We start from the raw sequence: 20,418 nt of genomic DNA on the forward strand, positions 1-20,418 counted from the left end.
ACCATGGCTCTTTTCTGTTCTGCACTCCAATACCTTCTTCTCTCAACTGATGTAATGACCTCTATCGGACTCATATTCACCTTCCTTCTGATTATAGTAATAACTCTATGGCTATTACTACAACTTATTTTGGTTGTATGATTGTCCGGCTAAAACGGGGGCTACTCCAAATTTTATCGTTCTATTCATGATATCAGTAAATCCCAGTTCAAGTCCAAATTCTTCGAGGAATATAAGGAGATGGAAGGCAATCTGGGCATTGGAGCAATTAGCGACCGGGACGCCCAGCCTCTGATTATAGGATCAAAATTCGGAACCTTTGCTATTGTATTTACAGGCCTTGTGGAGAATACAAACGAACTGGCTGCGGAACTTCTTGAACAAGGAGCGACCTTTGGCGAAATGCAGACCGGAGGTGTTAATTCTGTTGAGTTGATTGCAAAGCTGATCAACCAAGGGGAAAACCTGATTGATGGTATCCTTGGGCTCTATGACCGAATCAAGGGATCTGCCTCCATTCTTATCATGAAAGAAGATGGCATTTACGCAGCCCGTGACCGTCTTGGCCGGATGCCACTTGTCGTTGGAGAAAATGACGGCGACTATGTCATTGCCACCGAAACGTGCTCTTTTCTGAATTTAGGTTATCAAATCACCAAATATCTCAAACCCGGTGAGATTATCCGTGTGGGAAAAAATGGATTGGAGGAGCAGTTTCCAGGAAAGAAAGAAAACCAGATATGTGCGTTCCTGTGGATCTACACCGGATACCCGGCTTCAAGCTACGAAGGGATCAGCGTTGAGCTTGTGCGCGAACGCTCCGGGAGATTTCTGGCTAAAAGAGATGATGTTGAAGCAGATCTTGTTGCAGGGGTTCCTGATTCGGGTGTTGGCCATGCTATTGGATATTCTATGGAATCCGGGCTTCCTCAACGGAGACCGCTTGTGAAATATACTCCTGGATATGGAAGGAGCTACACACCTCCTGCCCAGGAGATTCGGGATCTTGTGGCAAAAATGAAGCTTATCCCGATCAAGGACGTCATTACCGGTAACCGCATCATCCTCTGCGAGGACTCCATAGTCCGCGGAACACAGCTTAAGAATTATACCCTGAAGAAGCTATGGGAATCCGGGGCCAAGGAGATACATGTCCGTCCGGCTTGTCCACCCCTTATGTTCCCCTGCAAATATGCACTGTCTACCCGGTCTATTGACGAACTGATTGCCCGCCGGGCAATATGGGCGATGGAAGGACATGATACGGAAAATATCAGGGATTATCTCGATGACAGTTCAGAAAAGTACCGGAAAATGATCGACTGGATTGCCCGGGAGCTTGGCGTGACAACATTGCGGTATCAGCGGATTAGCGACATGGTTGAAGCAATCGGCCTTCCCCGCGAGAAGCTTTGTCTCCATTGCTGGACAGGCTAATTTACTGAATAGAGGATAGTTCTGTTGTAATCTCAGAGAATTTTGTTTTACCTATATTTCACTATTAGCCTAAAAAAAATGTCTCCTTAAATTGAGACAGCCTTTGTTTTTTGTATAATCCTCTGTTTTATTCCTTTAAAAGATTCTTTTGTGCTTCTCTTAAAAGCCCTATAAGGGTATCTATTGTTTCCGGCGCCAGAAAAATGCCCTCTGGGGTAGATGATAGCTCTCCGTCATTAATAATCTGGTAGACTCGCAAATCAATAACCTTGACCCCTTTATGATCTTCTGTGGTAACCACTATCCTTTGCTTTCCGTTCCGTGTAATTTTTCCTATTAACACCGATCCTCCTCGAGTTGTCTGTTTTGTCTAATAAATCAAGACTTATTTAAACGGTATGTCCATACATTTCCCTCATTATCTCCTAAAACCGCCTTATTAAAGCCGGCTTTTTTGAGATGAACGAAAAAATTTGTTTCATCTACAATTCTTTCAATTGATGTTTCACGGAATAGTGGACACATTAATTTTATTGATGCCTTATCCGGGCCACCAAGCTCTATGTCAATGAACATGCCTTTGTTGAGATAATATTGCTCCAATTCGTTTGCCAACATTTCACGCTGTTTAATCATAAGTTGGTTCGCAACATTAGTACATATATATTTAATATGTTTTTCCCTTGAGATTGCTTTGTGCATTAGCCCCTGCGCTGCAATATATTGAGATGATCCCGCCTTAATTGCTCCAAGATGTTTTTTCGCATCACCGACTCTACCCCATACGGTTTTTGTTGGGTCTGTATCAAGCTTATAGCCGTCTGCAAGAGCGTTTCTGGCTTCATCTAAATGCTCAGCTGGAGCCATAAGCAAGAAAGGTTTTTCCGTCTCAGTTTTCCTCGACAACCTTGTATGGACAACTTTTCGGGATAAAGAACCATCCCCGGATAGTTTACCATCGTTTGCATATGATTTTTCCAATCAAGCCTCCTTGTGGTGCTTTTAGATTTTGCTTATATGCTTTGTGCTGCTGCTCTTAAGACCCTAAAGCCGTTCGCTCTGATGCTGAGGTAAGTTAATGTTTATTGCAATAATATTAAATTATAACACATTATGAGTTTTAATACTATGCCTTTTGTTGGGTGCATGCAAGACCGACATGGGGATTGAACATGCCCCTGCCCCCCGATATGACCTGCTGCCGAAGCTCATTTTTCCGGCAATGACCGTTGGATGCAAGCCCCTTCTGTAAATAGAGAGGTAAAAACAGAGTTTTGCAAAGGTCTTGACTTTATTACCTGAGAAGAAAAAGAACGATGAGGTGTACTCCAAATTTATTGTAAATCAGAATTAATCATCAGAGGTTATAAACGCGGGACCATCTATGGCAATTCCATCATAATGGTTTTTGTGATACAGAAAATAGATAGAATCGAGGTCTATATAATCAAACCCGCTTGTACCGGATGCAAAGAAGATGCCTGCCGATAATCCGACCATTGTTTCCGTCATGCACCCTATCATCAGTTTGAGTCCGTGTTTTTTTGCAATCTTATATATTCTTATGGATTCGGCAATGCCGCTTTTTGCGATTTTGATGTTGACGCCATCGCAAAGATCCTCTAAAATGGCCCTGCCCAGGTCTTCAACGGTAAATATTGTCTCATCGAGAATAACAGGAATAGGTGAATATTTTTTTATCTCCTTCAAGCCTTTGTAATCAGTTTTTGGTAGAGGCTGCTCATAGAGTTCGATATTGTAACCATAATGCCCGATGAGATCGGTCATCTTCAGGAAAGATTTGATGCTATATCCCTGATTGCAGTCAAGACGCAATACGAAGCCTTCCCTGTTATTTTTCAACGTTCGATGCACAAAAGATATGAGTTTGATATCCTCTTCAACGTTGCCGCTCACCTTCAGCTTAAAGATGGTAAAATTCTTTTTAAGCGTGTGCTTCAACCACTTTGTAAGCACTTGATAGTCCGTACTGTACGGTATCGTTATATCTGTTTCTATTCGCGTTGTTTTGCCTCCCCAAAAATCATGTTCCGAAATCTGCCTGCTATTGAGCAGGGCCCGGAACAACGCCGTTTCCAACCCTGATATGGTCATCGGATTTGCAGGATATGCTCTGCGAAATTGTCCGATATGTTCTTCGTAGCTTTCGACAGGCATGTTCATAAGCCTCAGCGAAACCTCTGCAAGCACACCCTTTATCGCCGGCATGGTCTCATTTTTTATAGCAAAGCTTGTAGGGCATTCACCTATCCCGTATGAGCCGTTTTTCAGGGTTACTCTAACAATGAAGCTTTTTATTACATCCTTCCTCCCCAGAGAGGTGGAAAAGGTTGTTCTGAGCGGTTTTGCGATTTCATAAAAACGGATATTTTTGATACTGTTCATTGGTTTTATATAACACTGCCGAAATGTATCTGCTTGTTATGGATAATAAAATCTTGTTCTGCAAGTTGATTAAAACCTTCACCAAACCTTTTCATAAAGGTGTTTACCATTACCGTATTGCCTGTCTCTGCTGCTTCAATGAATCTTTCTGAGCCTATATTAAGCATCACATGGTTAATAAAATCCGGTCTGTCTTCCGCTGATACAAAAATCAGATCACCGGGCTTAAGGCGATTACAGGAAACCTTTTTCGTTGCCATCCATTGTTCCTGCGCATCACGGGGAATGTCAATATTGTTTACGCGATAAACAAGGTTTGTAAGACCGGAACAATCTACGCCGGTATTGATGGCATTGGGCGTTGAGCGTTGGATGTTGAATATTGAATTATCAACCTTTTGCCTTCCTCCCGGCAATTGAGTCATAAACATGCTCCTGCCGCCCCAAAGATAAGGAGTACCAAGAAAAAGCCTGCCTGTACTGACAATCGCCTTTCTTAACATACGCTCATTCAAGTTAGCTTCAGTACCGTTTACATCGTCTTTGCTTATATACCCCCTTTTATTATCGGCAAGTATTACGGCATAATATTCTTTATTTGCTGTTTCATTAACCGTGAATTTTGTCCCGATTGAGACCGTCATCAAGATACCTGCATTCTCTGACTGGCTTTTTAAAATACGGGCAGTTTTATTTTTTACAACCGCATTATATGTTGCCAGTGCATTAATCATGGCAACGCCGGCTTTTCTGATCCATCCGGGATAGCCCCGGTATGTATTTTTCTGTTGTTCCATCGCTTCTACATAATACCAGTCGTCAATCTCGTCCAGATACCACAGCGTTTCATTATAAAGAACCTGTGTTTCCTGCAGATCATCATGAATATATGCAGGCTTTGCATCGACAGGCTTACCCCTGAGATCTGCAACAGGTACTGTGACTATCAATATTTTATCCGTTATTTCCATATTTGATGCTCAAATGTTCTTCACCTGATATCATAGCAAAATGTTTTGTGCAAGGAAATTCCGGTAGGAAATGGCGGAACTACATGATAGCGTTTCTCAATTGTCTATGATGTCTTCGAAGACGCTGTACTTTAGCAGGAAAAAGGGAGCAAGGGGCGCCCCCTTTGTTTTTCCGTTATTTGTTGTCTTTATCGCTATACACCTTTTCTTCGTCAAAGACCTTTGTGCCTGATATATTCCAGCCGTTTTCCCATATTCTGTAGAAACAGCTCCAGTAGCCTGTATGGCAGGCAGCAACTTTCTGGTCAACTGTAATTAGAATCGTATCGTTATCACAGTCGATACGAACGGATTTTACCTCCTGCGTATGACCTGACGATTCGCCTTTAAGCCACAGCTTCTGTCTTGACCTCGAAAAATAATGCGCCTTGCCTGTTTTTAATGTGAGTTCAAAGGACTCGTTATTCATATATGCAACCATCAATACGTCTTTTGTTTTCTCGTCCTGGACAACAACAGGCACAAGCCCTTTTTCATCCCATTTTATAACTTCCATAATGCTCTCCTGAAATATTAATTTTTACAGTACACAGTTTTTATCCTGCAATATCATATTTAATCCGGCATCCTAAAAGTCACTCTCTATCCGGATTAAACCTGTCAAAATCCAAATTTATTTAAAGTCTTACCGCCACCCCCCTGTCTCTCAGGTACTGTTTGGCATCGATAATCGTATGCTCCCTGTAGTGAAATATGGATGCGGCAAGGACTGCATCAGCCTTTGCATCAACAAGACCTTCGTATAAGTGTTCCAACGTGCCGACCCCTCCTGAGGCAATTACCGGGATATTTACTGCTTCAGAAATAGCCCTTGTAAGCTCTATGTCATAACCGATTTTTGTCCCATCCCTATCCATACTTGTAAGCAAAATTTCGCCTGCCCCAAGCCTTTCCGCATCTTTTGCCCACTGGACAGCGTCAACGCCGGTTGATTTTCGTCCTCCATATGTAAAAACCTCAAAACCATCGCCACTTCTCTTCGCATCAATGGCAAGACAAATACACTGGCTCCCGAATGTCTCGCTCGCTTCTTTTATAAATTCAGGGGACTCGATAGCAGTTGTGTTTACCGTAATCTTGTCTGCACCGGCAAGAAGTATCTCCCGTATATCTTTGATTGTCCGTATTCCGCCCCCGACAGTAAGAGGCATAAACACCTCATTGGCAACCTTTTCAACAACCTTAATGATCGTTTTTCTTCTCTCATGAGAGGCGGTTATATCAAGAAAGCATAGTTCGTCTGCCATTTCTGCTTCATACGTCTTTGCATTATCCACAGGATCGCCTGCGTCTTTAAGTCCCAAAAAATTTATCCCTTTAACCACTCTGCCTTCCATCACATCAAGACAGGGGATAATTCTTTTAGTCAGCATATTTCACTGCCTCTTCAATCTTTATCAATCCTTCGTACACGGCTTTTCCCAGAATAGCTGCCCATGCGCCCATATCCTTCAATCGCTTCACGTCATCAATGCTTGTAACTCCGCCGCTTGCTATAACGGGGAGTTTCGTCATCTTCAGGAGCGTCTCCATACCTTCGTAATCAGGGCCTGACAACATACCGTCCCTTGCTATGCTTGTACACAGGACAGCCATAATGCCGATGCGCTCCGATGCTTCAAGAATCTCTCTTACATCCTTATCAACCGTTGTTTTCCATCCACGCGACATAGGCTTGCCTTCGAGGAGGTCAAGACCGAGGATAATGTTGCTGAATATGGACAACCCCTGGAAAAAACTGTCATCCTCAAGGGCCTGAGTACCCACAATGATGCCATCTACACCCATCCCGGAATAGTACTTAATGTCGTCTTCAGTTCTTATTCCCCCGCCTGTTTCCATATAACCGTCTACTTTTAGCCGGACGTTTTTAATAATCTCATGGTGGACACGTTTTCCTGTCCTTGCACCATCAAGGTCAATGATATGGAAATCCCGCGCCCCTCTATCAATCATCTCTTCGATCTTTGCCACAGGGTCGTTGCTGTAAACGGTTACCTTTGTAAAATCCCCCTTTACCAGTCTGACGGCTTTGTTATCTATTAAATCCATTGCGAAAAGAGCTTTCATCAAAAAATCCGGGCAGCCTGCGTTTTCATTTCAGATCGTCTGCAAGTGAATCCAAACCTTTTTCTATACCTTCCTGTGACAGTACATCCACGGTAATCCACTTTGCACCCCTCTTGAAAAACTTTCCGATATCAAGGACATTTTCGCTTAACGAACGCTGATCCTCGTCAAAAACAAAAATGCGTTTTATACTGTCGTTTTCAATAATGTGCATATGGAAACCGACACCGGCCGGTTTCTCAACGCCAAAATCACTCCCTTTTCGCTCCTCGAACCTGAATATATAAACATGGAGATATTTCTTTTTCTCCTTGCCCCATTCATATTGTATCTTCCTGTAATCCAGTTCCGCACCTGTCTGGTTGCCTACAACTATTTCTGCATCTGTGTGGATTTTTCCGACCTTTATAAGCTTGCCGCAATACTTGCATTTATCAATTTTTCTTGTCTCTTTGTCAATTGCCATTTTTTCCACAAAAACCCCTATCGGATTTTCCTGTGCCAAAATAGAACCGTCGCATAATACGGTCAAGGAAACCGTCAGCATAGCCAAATAAACAAGAAAAAACCTGTTAACATATTTTCTTATGGATAGCATAATCTTGTAATTCTATAGGAAAGTAGCGGCAAAATAAAGCATAAAAAGCGGATAGCAATTAATCCCCTTTTCTAATACAGACTTGCGAATACTTTCTTGTGGGAAAGCGCTTTCTTATCTCACAAGGTTTGACAGTATAAGGACAGTTGCATAAGGAAAAAGCATAAGGATTATGATCGAAATGATATATGAAGGTAAATAGTATAAACTCCCTCTAAACACTGTTGCGAGTGGTATATCCTTTGCCATGCCTGCCACAACATAACAACAGATGCCGATAGGCGGCATGATCGAGCCCATTGTTGTTACAATACAGATGACCTGTCCAAACCATATCGGGTCATAACCCATTGCCATAACAATCGGATAGAATATGGGAAGGGATACGAGGAGAAAAGCAAGGGCATCCATTACGCATCCACCTATTATATAGCACAGCATAATTATCCAGAAGAGAACCCAGTTTGGCAAAGCCAGGGAGCTGATCAGGTTGGCTGCCTCAAAGGGCAGTCTTGTGACAGCAAGGAAACGACTGAACACCACAGCGCCGGCAACAATCATGAATACGAGACATGAGATGCGAAGCGTATCTACTATAGATGCAAGAAAACCTTTCCAGGAGAGTTTTCTCCTTATTAGACACAAAACCAGAGCAACTGCACAGCTTGCAGCCGCTGCTTCTGTGGCAGTAACAACGCCTGTAAAGAGGGCATACATGATGAGGGCAAAAAGAATAAAAATGTCAAGTAGATCGGGAATAGCTTTTATTCTTTGAAGCCATGTGCTCTTAGGTCCTTTTGGACCCCAGTCAGGATGTCGCCAGCAAATATAAACAACAGTTGCCGCGATTAAAACGGTAAGTATAGCGCTGGGTATCACATTTCCAAAAAAGAGCTTTCCTATAGACTGACCTGTATAAATTCCATACACAACGAGTACTATACTCGGAGGTATAAGAACACCGAGTGTTGCCCCGGCAGCAACAGAGCCGGCACTCAGTTGAGGGTGGTAGTTATACTTTTTCATCTCCGGTATTGCTACAGTGCTCATAGTTGCGGCGGTTGCCGTATTGGAACCGCTTATTGCTGAAAAGATGGCGCACGCCATGATTGTTGTTATTGCAAGACCGCCCTTGTAATGGCCGAACCACTTGTGAGTAGCGCTGTAGAGACTGGTGTTATACCCGCCATAATGGGCAAATTCACCGACCAGGATAAACATCGGGATAACTGTAAGTCCATAACTCGAGAAAATATTCCATAGGTCTATGCCTATCATTCCAAGGGCAGCCTCCACGGATGTCACATATGCCACCCCAAGAAAACCTATCAGCGCCATGGTAAAGGCGGCAGGTATCTTGAGTAAAAACAGGACAGCAAACATGATAACGATGCCATATACTCCGACAATAGGACCTTCCATGCTTATCGCTCCTTTGGATTTAGTAGGGTCTTGAAAAAATCAACAACAAGGGTAAGGGATAAGACTGCAAACCCCAACGATACAGAAAAAATAAAAGGATGGTAAATCATTTTCAGAGTTTCTGAGACCTCATGAGATTCCCATATCTTCATGCCCCATACCGATATCTGCCAGGAAACGACAGTAAAGAATATCATAGTAATAAAATAGTTCACACCGTCAAGCACTCTGTTTACTTTTTTCGGGAACTTCTCTGTCAGTATATCCACAAGGATATTGTCCTTTCTCTTCTGGGTATAACCAAGGGCAAAGGCTATTACAATGGCTCCTAAAAACGATACGAGTTCATATGCGCCCCTGAAGGGGATATGGAACATTCTCAAAATTACATTAATCGTGGCGATAGACATGAGTAAAATTACCGCAATACCACCTAAAATCAGCATGATCTTGTTAAGGTAGCGTTCTATCTTTTCAAGATATTTCATTGTTTTCCTCCGCTGATTGATAGAGTTGTATACAATATGTTCATGGAACATAAAAAGGCGCCCGAAGTTCAGACGCCTTTTTATGTTTTCCCGTTACTTGTATTGTTTTTCGTATTTTGCCTTTAATGCCAGAACATCTTTTACTATTTGCTCACCTGGCAGGCCCAGGGCATTTACCTTCTTTACATACGCATCTATGATGGGATTCAGGAGTTTTGGGATCTCTGCTTTGTCAGCAGCCGGAAGTTCAAAGATCTGAAGATTATACTTCTCTTTTGCCCAGGCAAGCGATTCCTGTACATGGTCGTCCACATATTTACCTGTCCATTCAGCCTGCTCGCGTTTCATATCATCAAAGAGTTTCTTCACATCCGCAGGAAGTGAGTTCCATTTATCTTTATTCATAACAACGGCAAAGGTAACAACCCACAGATTTGCTATTGTTGCATTGGGAGTATAAGCAGCATAATTAAAATCTTTAAGAACTTCCATTGAAGATACATGTCCCTTAACCACACCTTTTTGAATTGCTTCGGGTGTGTCAGACTGTGGCATAGCGACCGGTATACCGCCCAGATTTTTTATTATGTCTGCCTGGGTCCCTCCTACCCTCAATTCCAATCCCTTTAGGTCTTTTAATGATTTAACCGGAATTTTTGTCATAATATTTGCAGGTGGACATGTAAACATGGTAAGGATTTTCACCTTGTCAAATTCCTTGGCATTGTATTTTTCAACAAGGTCAAGAAGGGCAAGACTTGCTGCTTTTGCACTTGAAAATCCCACCGGCAGGTCAACAGCCTCCGAGATAGGGAAACGGCCGGGCTGGTAACTCATTGCGAAGTTCCCGATATCGGCCATCCCTGAAATAACCCCGTCAAATATGTTTTTGGCGGGTAGTAGCGTCCCACCGGGAAAGGTTTGTACCTTGACCTTTCCATTAGTCCTTTTTTCCACTTCTTTTGCCCATCTTTCCATCTGGACGCACGGGAATGTCGGAGCAGGCGGGAAGTTTGCGTATTTAAGCGTTATTACTGCTTGGCTGTAAGATTCTTTAGGCATGGTGAGATAAAAACCTGATAAAAGAGTAAATGCTACAAAAATTAACAATAAACCTTTCACTTTCATAAAAAACCCCCTTATTTATTAAGATTAAACCGTCCCATTACCACTTTTTAAAAGAGTATGGAGACAAAAGCAACTTTGTATTTTGTATCCAAAATATCGTCCCTGATGCACTTCTACTGCATTGATATGTTTTTGTCAAGAAGTTTTTGGAATTAATAATTAGAGTAAAAAGATAATAAATCAGATACCTTATCATGATCGCCTTATTGTTAAGTAACATATAATATGTATAAGGTCATGGAAGGTGTAAAACCTTGCATGACCTTATATTGAAGATTTTACTCGAATATCTTCTGTTGCCGCCGCCAAATCCATTTTAAATGCCATTTATCGTTTTTCATAGTGCTTATTGATTAACACAATGCCTTTTTTTATGTCAAGTAAAAATGTATTAATTAAAACACAAAAAAAATTTTTAGCACTTAATGTAAGGAGTATCAGGTAATCATCTTCTCGGCTACCCTGTAAGCTTCTATTAAGCCTGACGGGTCTGCTGTGCCTTTGCCGGCTATATTGTAACCTGTACCATGCCCCGGTGAAGTACGAATAAACGGCAGTCCCAGCGTAATATTCACCGTCTTTTCGAAGCCGGTAGTCTTTACCGGGATAAGTCCCTGGTCGTGATACATGGCAATATAGGCGTCGCAGTCTACTTTGTGGAATAATGTATCTGCCGGAAACGGACCTTCAACATCTATATTTAAGGACCTTGCCCTGGATATCGCTTCATGGATCATGATCTCTTCGCTGCCCATAATACCCTGTTCGCCTGCATGAGGGTTGAGCCCGCATACTTTAATCCGGGGCTTTTTAATGTTGAAATATCCTGTCATGGATCGGCAGGTGACAGAGATGCATGTAAATATATTGTCAACGTTGAGAGAGTCTGGAACATCCTTGAGAGGAATATGAATCGTCACGAGGGATACGCGCATGCTCCTGTTAACCATCATCATAATATAGTCCTTGACTCCCCCGAAATGTGCAAGAAGTTCTGTATGGCCCATAAAGGGAATGCCTGCAGAACGGATAGACGTTTTATTTATTGGGCATGTAACGATTGCGGAGACATCTCCTGAAAAAATAAGTTTCAGTGCCTCTATGATATATTGATAAGAAGCATTACCGTATTTTGCATCAATTATGCCGAATCGGACACTATCTATCAGTCCAAGGTCAATAAATTCAATATCTCCCGGTCTGCCCTGCTTAAAACATTTAAAGTTGAATACCTTATCTTTAAAGAGATATTTTGATAGATAATTAACAGGTTTTATATCGCCTATCAGGACCGGGATGCTGTTTCTGCAGATGCTCCTTAGAGATTTCAAAGCAACTTCCCCGCCGATTCCTGCGGGGTCGCCCATTGTTATTGCGATTCTTTTCAGATTTTGACCTCAATATATGAAGATTTGCGCAGTTTATTGATATATTCTTTGTATTTTTTCTCAGATTCCTCCTGAATTATCCTTTCATGAATTTTATCTTTTACTGTCTCAAAGGCAACAGTTTCGCCCTGTTTTGTTTCGATGAGCTTCAGGATAAGAAATCCATAGGGGGTTCGTATGACACTCGTATATTCGCCCGGCGTGAGAGTCCGCACTGCCCCTTTCAATTCCGGTATAAGATCTTCGCTTTTAACGAGTCCTATATCGCCACCGTCAAGACCGGAAGGGTCATCGGAAAATTCTTTGGCAATTGATTCAAAGGGCTTTCCTTCCTTTAATTGGTTGTACGCGGTCATTGCCTTATTTTGCGGATCTTTTTGATTATTTGAAATGAATATCTGTCTTAGCCTGTAAACTTCTTCTTTGTAATCAACTATATGTTTGTTGTAAAACTCTATCAAATTATTGTCTGTAACAAGAACCTCCGGGGAAATTACCTGCGATAGCACCTTAGACCGAAGTAAGTTTGTTTTCAAGCCTTCAACAAAATCTTTAAAATTGACATTGTCTTTTTTGAGTTGTTCCTTCAGTTCCTCTTCGGTAATAAGATATTGCTTTTTAATATTGTTTATAATGGAGTCAATTTCTTTATTGGATACATCAATTTTAAATTTTTTTGCTTGCTGTTTTATCAGCAGGTTATCTATCAGTGCACCTATCTTTTCAAGCAACTGGATGTTCCTGAAATACTCGTTTACGGATACATATTTGCCGTGTTTTTCAACGTGGACATATTGTTCCAATTCCTTCAGGGTTATTAAATCATCGTTAACGATGGCAATAACCCTGTCGACTATTTCACAGTTGGAAATGCGCGGGAAAATAATTATCAGGGCAAGCAGCGCTGCTACAACAAAACGGTTCATTTCTTAGCCGGTGCAACATCCTTGGTTTGTGGTTTTTCAACCTTGTCCTGTGTCCCTGGTTTGGCGCCTGCTTCCGGTTTAACTTCCGGTTTGGCTCCTGCCTCAGGTTTAGTCTCCGGTTTGGCGCCTGCTTCCGGTTTAACTTCCGGTTTGGCTGCTGCCTCAGGTTTTGCTGCTGCTTCCGGTTTAACTTCTTTCAGAAGTTCTTCTTTTATTGTAATCTTGGCTTCTTTTTTTAAGCTGCCTATATATTTATCTAAAAGCTCCGCCTGTTTTTCCTGAGCCATTTTTTGTTTTATAAAGTCTTTTACCTCATCAAAGGAAGCATAGGCGGGTGGCTTTATACCCTCCAATTTTATTATATGGAAACCGAATTTGGTCTTTACAATCCCGCTCATCTGGCCAACCTTCGCAAGCTTAAGCACCGCTTCTTCATATTCAGGCACAAGCGTTCCTTTAGGATGATACCCCAACTCTCCGCCGTTTGCACCTGCCTGAGGATCAATCGAATATTTCTTTGCAAGCTCTATAAAGTCTTCGCCTTTTTGAAGTTTGGCCTGTATCTGCTTTGCTTCTCCTTCAGTTTTAACAAGAATGTGACGGGTATTTATTTCCCTGTCCCTTTTAAAATTTTCTTTATTGGTGTCGTAGTACTTTTTCAGATCTCCATCTGTTATGCTTGTATCGGCATTTATCCTCTTTTTTAATACAGATTCTATAAGAAGCTGATCCTTTATATCGCCCAATCTGTCCTGGAACTCTTTCTCGCTGTCAACTTTTTCCTTCTTTGCTTCCCTGAGAAGGAGTTTTTTGACGACCAGTCTATCAAGATAATTTTTTTTGCCGGTCTGGGTGGCAACAAGCATTTTCATGTTTGTTGGTATTTTATCGAGTTCTTTGTTGAATTCCTCGAGGGTTATGCTTTCATTGTCGATAGTTACAAGGGTTGTGCCATTTTCCTTTTTTGAGCAGGAAAAAACAAAAAAGAGCAGACAAATACAAATGAAAAATTTTTTCATCAAGTCACCTCATTATTCTTATATTCTCAACAATCAGTTTTCAACGGCCGCTCTTTTGTCCAACAGCCAATAAGTTTATCAAAAAAATGCATGCTGATTTCTGATTGCCGGGTGTTGTTTCTCTTATATCATATTGAAATTATTTCCTTCAAGATATTTCTTGCTAAATTTATGAGATCTTCTGTTTTTTTATCGGTTGGTACAATAATCTTCCCGTCAGGCAAAAGTTTTAATCCGGATTGGCCTTTTTGTATAAACCGTAATATTTTTTCCATGTTTAGCGGCGTCCCTTCGGTAACATGGATAATAATCCGTTTTGCCGAATATTCCAGCTTCTTGATCTTCAGGTCTGTCAGGAAAATTTTGAGCGATATAATTTTTAAAAGATTGTTTAACGGCCCCGGTATTTCGCCGTACCTGTCTTTGAGCTCTTCTTCCATTTCAACAAGTTCTCCCGGTTCCTTTATTTTTGAAAGTCTCTTGTATATTAGAAGCTTTTGTGCCGGGTCTTCAACATAACTATCCGGAATAAATGCATCTATTGGAATATTGATTTCAGTGATAACCTCTTCTTCCTTCGTTTCTGTCTCATTTTTCAATTCATTTACTGCATTTTCCAACATATTACAGTAAAGCTCGAACCCGATAAGGTTTATGCTGCCTGATTGTTCCTTGCCGAGAAGATTTCCTGCGCCTCTTATTTCAAGGTCGTAATTTGCAATATGGAAGCCTGAGCCGAGATCGGTTAATTCTTCTATAATCTTTAACCTCAAAGTTGCATCTTTATTGAGAATCTCATCTTTCGGAACAAGCAGATATGCATAAGCCTGCTTTGTGCTTCTGCCGACCCTGCCCCTTAACTGGTATAGATCTGCAAGCCCCATCCTGTGCGCGTTGTTGATGAATATGGTATTAACATTCGATATATCAAGGCCTGATTCGATAATGTTAGTGGAAAGCAAAATGTCATATTTTTTATCTATAAAATCGAGCATAATCTTTTCAAGTTGTTTCCCTTCCATCCTTCCGTGGGCAACGGCTATTTTTGCATCAGGTAAAAGTCCCGCCAGATGTTCATATACTATGCCGATATTATGGATGTAATTATGGACGAAAAACACCTGTCCACTCCTGTTCAGTTCATTCGTAATACCTTTTTTTATTGTTTCATCCCTGGATTTTATAACAAAGGTCTTCACGGCAAGTCTGTCGAGGGGGGGTGTATTAATTATACTCAAATCCCGGATGCCTGTTGTTGCCATATACAGCGTCCTCGGAATAGGGGTTGCGCTTAGAGTGAGGACATCTATGTTTTTCTTTATTTGTTTCAATGCTTCTTTATGCTTAACCCCGAACCGGTGTTCCTCGTCAATAATAAGCAACCCAAGGTCTTTAAATGCCAGGTCTTTCTGGAGAAGCCGGTGCGTACCGATAATAAGATCTATTGAGCCTTTTTTAACCGCTTCAACTATCTTCTTCTGTTCTTCTTTAGTTCTGAACCTGCTCAGCATTTCTATGTTTATAGGGTAATCCCTGTATCGGTCAGTAAAATTCTTGAAATGCTGTTGTGCAAGTATTGTTGTCGGGACAAGGAGAGCAACCTGCTTGCTGTCCATAACTGCCTTGAAGGATGCCCGCAATGCGACCTCTGTTTTTCCAAAGCCCACATCCCCGCAGATAAGTCTGTCCATCGGCTTTGTACTCTTCAGGTCATCGAGCACCTTTTCAATTGCCTCGGATTGCCCCTCGGTCTCTTCATACTCAAACCGTGACTCCATTTCCCTGAATGCCTCATCTTCCGGCGGATATGCATAACCCTCTGCCATTTCCCTTTCTGCGTATATTTTGATTAAATCTTTTGCAATATCTTCAATATGTTTTTTTACCCTGCTTTTTGTATTCTTCCAGTATTGAGAGCCGAGCTTGTCTATCTTCGGCTTATGTTTTTCTCCGCCCATGAACTTTTGAACGAGCCGAAGATCGTCAATGGGAACATACAGCTTATCTCCATCCTGGTATTCAATAAGGATAAAATCCTTTTCAGATCCATCTATCATCAATTTTACAATGCCCTTATAGATACCGATCCCGTGGTCAATGTGTACGACCCATTCTCCCACATTCAGGTCTTTGAATGAATTGAGCAGATCATCGAGGCCGTCCCATTTTTGTTTCACCGCCCTTTTTTTGGGTCCAACTATGTCTTCTTCGGTCAGAACAATAATATTGTCTGCCCTGAAACCACGCCTCAAAGGCCCTATGACAATTGCCCACTCCCTTTCTTTGCCGGATGTGGCTGTTTTATGTATTATCGGCAAGGCTATATCATAGTTTTTAAGGATTTCCTGCATCCTTTCCCCTTGCCGCAGGTTGTTTGCAAAAATATAGATAAATTTGCAGTTCTTCCAGTCACCCTTGATTTTATCGGAGAATGTTGTGAATATACCGGTTTTGTTAGTCTCGAAAAGGTGTTTCAAATCCTCATTTGAAACTGCCTCTATGACTTCTCCCTCTTCCTCGCCTTGTATGCCCGATATATCTATATTAAGGCTTGAATGGAATATTGCCTTCATTATTTCCATGTGGCAGGATGTCCTGCTGTCATCCTGTATTGTCCGAAAGATAGAGTCAATCCCCTTATGGACAAAAATCATGCCCTCTTTCAGGTAATCCAGAAGTGTAACATTCTCGTCTTTCAATATTTTTGCAGGTGTGATGCTGAGCCTTTCTATCTCTTCATGGGAACGTTGGGTGACAGGATTAAAGATACGCAACGAAAATATCTGGTCGCCGAGAAATTCAATCCTGACAGGCTTATCGCTTGATGGAGGAAAGATGTCTATAATGCTTCCCCTTTTCGCGTACTCGCCTTCTTCCCGTACCAGCGAAGCCATTTCATAACCATTTCCGTCAAGATATGAAATAAGCTCTTCCTGGAAAACCGTATCGCCGAAGCTCAAATCTTTTGTGTGTGCAAGTATGGAACTCTGCGCCGTCAAAGGATGTGTAATGGCGCTATTGGGGAATATACCGGTGAATGTATCGTCAGCGGCCAGATGATATAAAAAGCTGATCCTTTTTGTTTCGTCTTCTTTCTCAAAAACCCTGTCCGAATAGACAGGAAAGAGATGGACTTCCTTTCCGGCAAAGAACTCCATCTCTTCCTTTAACAGAAGCGCCTCATCCTCTGTATCGTAAAAGAGCAAGGTCTTTCTGTGGGTATTTGAGAGGAGAAAAGAGACAAAAGAACCTATCTTGCCCGTAATATAGATAAAACCATTTTTATCAAGCTGATACATAATAAATGTTATAAGTTATGTTATGATTTAATCAAACAAAAAAACCTGGAATATGTGACGACTGTATGCTATGGATCCGGCAGCAGTATCATGTTCTTCTTATACTCTCTCAATACAAGTTTTGAAAAACCCTTATTCGGCTTGCCTTTTCCTGACACAATCTGTTTCAATCTTGTCGGACCTATATTGTAGGCCAGAAGCGCCATATTAACATTATCAAAATCTCCCAGGAGTTCTGAAAAGAAATGTACGCCTATCTTTATGTTTTTGTCGGGCTCATCAAGGGTTTTATCCCCGTGCCATGCGATTCCCATGTCGCGGGCAATAAACTTTGCATGTGAAGGTTTAACCTGAAGAAGCCCTCTTGCCCCTTTCGATGACACGGCATTGTGTTTGAAATTACTCTCAATCTTCATAATGGCGAGAACAAACCTGTAATCCAAATTGTACTGCCCGGATGATTTATATATCGTGGTTGCCACATCTTTTAATGTATCATCACTTGTTGTGGCATCCTCTTTCTCCATATATTCGGTTATTTTTTTGATAATTCTTTCCTGACTGGCAGTCTTGCTCCGGTTAAATATGGAATCCTGATTTGTCCATCCATACACAAATATAAACATAATTACAACAAGGCCGGCTGATAATATCTTAATTTTCATATTAATTTTCATAACGGACACTTTACAACAATGCGATTATTTTGTCAAATCGCCTTGGAAGTCATGCCGGCAATGACAGATTCCGGCATGACCGGGGCAAAGGCATTTAGAAATTATGCATCTACATACCATTTCCCTTACACCGGGGTGCCTTGCGTCAACAGCAGGGTCGCAACACTTCCACTCGGTTTCCAAACTTGCGCTGAGCTTCAGACAGTGGGAAGCGGCCTGAGCGCGGCATGTTTACCTAACCTGCTTTCGTGAAAAAAGATTTTGCCTGGTGAATAATTTCTTATTATCGAGGACGCTTTGCGCCCCTGATAATCACGCGAATGTTCGGCTTTTGGCAAAACCAGAATAGGGAGTTTAGTAACCTAATTATCGTAAAGGACAACCTTGAATCGCCCTATTGAACCCACTCATCCTGAATGGGTAAATCGACTGATGGGGTTAGCTGGAACCATTTGAGCATTCCCAGGTTGCGGATTGTTTCAGCAACTTCTGCCTCGCTGATTGGAGGGCGACGTTTCTGTTTCCACTTCATTACTGCTTGAAGAACATCTTTTTCAGTCATACTGCCTTTATTTGTTGTCCGTTCCGTGAAAAGAACTGTTGCGACTATTTCTGCTTTTTCCGTATTTAAACGTAAAAAGAGGTCCACCGTTTTATCTATCAAATTGTCCCATTTATTCAAATCATCCCGGTGTTTTTCTCTGAAATTTTCATAAGCAAGTCCGGGGATGACCTGAAACATTGAACCGCTTTTTTCTTCTTGCAGCAGTCCCGCGTTTGACAGTCTTTTTTTCACATCGTCGAGAGCCTGGCAATATGGGCCATAGGAGCCGCGCACATGCTCCAAGCCTGTCGGTAAGCCCAGGACGGTAGCTACATAGGCAATTTTCTGGAAAATGGTTCGACCCACGGGCATATGATATTTTTGTTTTTCAATACGGTAAACTATTTCAATCAACGCGGCCCATGCAGGGTTTATCTTTTGCAGGATTGACTCTCCCGAATTGGAGCCTCCAAGGTTAATCTCGCGTGAAAGAAACTTTTCTGTCAATTGGGCAGGTGGAGTACCGTAGGGGGCATAAAGTTCCACCGGAATATCCAGCTTCGAAAGGTATTTAAACATCAAAGGTCCGACAGTTTCCCAGAGTAACTGGCCATTACCACACCCCAGAGGCGGCATTGCTATGGATTTCACACCCCATTCCCTATACTTGGAAACAAATATTTTCAAACCTTTCTCGATATCCTCTATTCGTGATGCTGCACGCCAGTGGCTCTTCGTCGGGAAGTTTATAATTTGCGGGGGGAACAAAGATGCTTTGAATAGATATGGAACGCCGGGTTTTATCTCGTGCCGTTCGCATCGCTTGACGTAATCTTCGAACATCTCCGGAAAAAGCTTCTTGAATTCAGCAGCTATACCTTTTCCCATAATACCGACACAATTAACGGTATTGACAAGGGTACTCGCCTTTGATTTAAGAATATCGCCGACAGCTACCTGTATCATATTGCCTCCCGTTATCTGAAAAACAGATATGTATTAATTTTAACAGATATTTTATCATTTTTCTCTTGAAAAGAACTGTAGCTCTCATCACAAGATGTGTAGGCTCCCAGTATATATGAAGGGTCTATCTTATCCGGTACCAAGACTTCAGCGCATTTAATTGACTTATGCTCCATTTCCCATATGGGATCTTCCGGATGGGTCCAGTACTGAGCAAAAAGAATATCTCTGTCGATCAATCTGAGCCCATCAGGGAAATTGGAAAACCTGACATAATCGCTCGAAGCATTTCGATCCGTAAGAACAACGCCCGTTATCTTGATTACCTCCCGGTCTATTATCAGAACACAAAGGTTTGCATGATCAACAAGCGCAAGACGGTAGAGCATGGGATTTCTTGCGTCAAAATAGAGATTCACATATTCATGGAGAGGCCGACCACCTGGTATAATTTTCCTGGCACGACGATCCTGAACCTCTTCCATCGCAACGGATGTATGGTGCTGTTTGGATGCCCTTTTATGAGAGAGTATGCCATCTGTGGTAATAGATGGGATATTGTCGATGTGCGTTATATAATGAAGTTCCTTTATATAGTCGTAATCCATGACGTTTCCCCGGCGTCTTTCTTGTTGTTGAATTTAATTCCTACCCCAAAACAACCCCTCTTCCTGAAAGCATACCCTTTAATGAAACCTCTGTTTCTTTCTAATGTCCCCCTGTTCCCTCCCCATTTCTTGTCAAGGGCAAACTCCTATGCTCCTCCTGGCAAATATTCAGCCATTTTAGATAGTTGGATGTCAATATGTCCTTTGTTAAGGGCTCGTACCATTTGGGATTTTTATCTAACGTATGCCACCTTAATTGTTGAGTCACTTCTTAACGGCCTGTTGCCCGAATCCCCTTTGATCCCAACCCCGTATTTGTTCTTAACATGTCTTCATTATGAAGATTTGTGCCTTCCGGATTTTCACCTGTTTCATAAAAAAGGTGCAGGGGACGAAGATACATCTTGCAAA

General features: G+C 41.8%; 20 protein-coding genes. 2 read left to right on the forward strand and 18 right to left on the reverse strand.

Going from position 1 to position 20,418, the window contains the following annotated elements:
- Window positions 1–240: 240 nt before the first annotated feature.
- Window positions 241–1,437 (forward strand): amidophosphoribosyltransferase, encoded by a 1,197-nt coding sequence (locus NT178_08600; protein MCX5812588.1) that lies wholly within the window; start codon window positions 241–243, stop codon window positions 1,435–1,437.
- Window positions 1,438–1,564: 127 nt separating this feature from the next.
- Here NT178_08600 and NT178_08605 read toward each other — a convergent pair whose 3' ends face one another.
- The 16 genes from NT178_08605 to NT178_08680 form a co-directional block, all read right to left on the reverse strand.
- Window positions 1,565–1,780 (reverse strand): hypothetical protein, encoded by a 216-nt coding sequence (locus tag NT178_08605; protein ID MCX5812589.1) that lies wholly within the window; start codon window positions 1,778–1,780, stop codon window positions 1,565–1,567.
- 35 nt (window positions 1,781–1,815) lie between these two features.
- Window positions 1,816–2,418: a hypothetical protein gene (locus NT178_08610; GenBank protein MCX5812590.1), complete on the reverse strand. Its 603-nt coding sequence runs from the start codon at window positions 2,416–2,418 to the stop codon at window positions 1,816–1,818.
- 369 nt (window positions 2,419–2,787) lie between these two features.
- Window positions 2,788–3,843, reverse strand: coding sequence for a hypothetical protein (locus NT178_08615; protein MCX5812591.1), 1,056 nt, complete (start codon window positions 3,841–3,843; stop codon window positions 2,788–2,790).
- A gap of 5 nt (window positions 3,844–3,848) precedes the next feature.
- Window positions 3,849–4,814 (reverse strand): NlpC/P60 family protein, encoded by a 966-nt coding sequence (locus tag NT178_08620; protein MCX5812592.1) that lies wholly within the window; start codon window positions 4,812–4,814, stop codon window positions 3,849–3,851.
- A 175-nt stretch (window positions 4,815–4,989) separates the two neighbouring features.
- The gene (gene hisI / locus NT178_08625; GenBank protein ID MCX5812593.1) at window positions 4,990–5,370 is read right to left on the reverse strand and encodes a phosphoribosyl-AMP cyclohydrolase; all 381 of its coding nucleotides are present in this window, start codon (window positions 5,368–5,370) and stop codon (window positions 4,990–4,992) included.
- Between the two features lie 121 nt (window positions 5,371–5,491).
- Window positions 5,492–6,247, reverse strand: coding sequence for an imidazole glycerol phosphate synthase subunit HisF (gene hisF / locus NT178_08630; protein ID MCX5812594.1), 756 nt, complete (start codon window positions 6,245–6,247; stop codon window positions 5,492–5,494).
- Window positions 6,237–6,944, reverse strand: coding sequence for a 1-(5-phosphoribosyl)-5-[(5-phosphoribosylamino)methylideneamino] imidazole-4-carboxamide isomerase (locus NT178_08635; protein ID MCX5812595.1), 708 nt, complete (start codon window positions 6,942–6,944; stop codon window positions 6,237–6,239). The genes hisF and NT178_08635 overlap by 11 nt, the downstream gene beginning before the upstream one ends.
- Before the next feature lie 25 nt (window positions 6,945–6,969).
- Window positions 6,970–7,542 (reverse strand): hypothetical protein, encoded by a 573-nt coding sequence (locus NT178_08640; GenBank protein MCX5812596.1) that lies wholly within the window; start codon window positions 7,540–7,542, stop codon window positions 6,970–6,972.
- Window positions 7,543–7,656: 114 nt separating this feature from the next.
- Window positions 7,657–8,964, reverse strand: coding sequence for a TRAP transporter large permease (locus tag NT178_08645; protein ID MCX5812597.1), 1,308 nt, complete (start codon window positions 8,962–8,964; stop codon window positions 7,657–7,659).
- Window positions 8,965–8,966: 2 nt separating this feature from the next.
- A complete protein-coding gene (locus NT178_08650; protein ID MCX5812598.1) occupies window positions 8,967–9,452 on the reverse strand; it encodes a TRAP transporter small permease in 486 nt (161 codons plus the stop codon).
- Window positions 9,453–9,545: 93 nt separating this feature from the next.
- The gene (locus tag NT178_08655) at window positions 9,546–10,580 is read right to left on the reverse strand and encodes a TRAP transporter substrate-binding protein (GenBank protein ID MCX5812599.1); all 1,035 of its coding nucleotides are present in this window, start codon (window positions 10,578–10,580) and stop codon (window positions 9,546–9,548) included.
- 437 nt (window positions 10,581–11,017) lie between these two features.
- Window positions 11,018–11,953, reverse strand: coding sequence for a 4-hydroxythreonine-4-phosphate dehydrogenase PdxA (pdxA, locus tag NT178_08660; GenBank protein ID MCX5812600.1), 936 nt, complete (start codon window positions 11,951–11,953; stop codon window positions 11,018–11,020).
- Between the two features lie 11 nt (window positions 11,954–11,964).
- A complete protein-coding gene (locus NT178_08665; GenBank protein MCX5812601.1) occupies window positions 11,965–12,894 on the reverse strand; it encodes a peptidylprolyl isomerase in 930 nt (309 codons plus the stop codon).
- Complete coding sequence (locus NT178_08670; GenBank protein ID MCX5812602.1) at window positions 12,891–13,913, reverse strand: peptidylprolyl isomerase; 1,023 nt, start codon at window positions 13,911–13,913, stop codon at window positions 12,891–12,893. The genes NT178_08665 and NT178_08670 overlap by 4 nt, the downstream gene beginning before the upstream one ends.
- 128 nt (window positions 13,914–14,041) lie before the next feature.
- Window positions 14,042–17,212, reverse strand: coding sequence for a transcription-repair coupling factor (mfd, locus tag NT178_08675; GenBank protein ID MCX5812603.1), 3,171 nt, complete (start codon window positions 17,210–17,212; stop codon window positions 14,042–14,044).
- 68 nt (window positions 17,213–17,280) lie between these two features.
- Window positions 17,281–17,889, reverse strand: a complete 609-nt coding sequence (locus tag NT178_08680; GenBank protein ID MCX5812604.1) for a lytic transglycosylase domain-containing protein — start codon at window positions 17,887–17,889, stop codon at window positions 17,281–17,283.
- 51 nt (window positions 17,890–17,940) lie between these two features.
- Here NT178_08680 and NT178_08685 point away from each other — a divergent pair, with 51 nt between their 5' ends.
- Window positions 17,941–18,141, forward strand: coding sequence for a hypothetical protein (locus NT178_08685; protein MCX5812605.1), 201 nt, complete (start codon window positions 17,941–17,943; stop codon window positions 18,139–18,141).
- A gap of 142 nt (window positions 18,142–18,283) precedes the next feature.
- Here the strand turns inward: NT178_08685 and NT178_08690 are convergent, their stop codons facing one another.
- Together NT178_08690 and NT178_08695 are read right to left on the reverse strand one after the other, a co-directional pair.
- Window positions 18,284–19,399, reverse strand: a complete 1,116-nt coding sequence (locus tag NT178_08690) for a macro domain-containing protein (GenBank protein ID MCX5812606.1) — start codon at window positions 19,397–19,399, stop codon at window positions 18,284–18,286.
- Between the two features lie 11 nt (window positions 19,400–19,410).
- Window positions 19,411–20,007 (reverse strand): DUF4433 domain-containing protein, encoded by a 597-nt coding sequence (locus NT178_08695; GenBank protein ID MCX5812607.1) that lies wholly within the window; start codon window positions 20,005–20,007, stop codon window positions 19,411–19,413.
- Between the last annotated feature and the right edge of the window lie 411 nt (window positions 20,008–20,418).

Source organism: Pseudomonadota bacterium, assembly GCA_026388255.1.
Taxonomy (GTDB): Bacteria; Desulfobacterota; Syntrophorhabdia; order Syntrophorhabdales; family Syntrophorhabdaceae; genus JAPLKB01.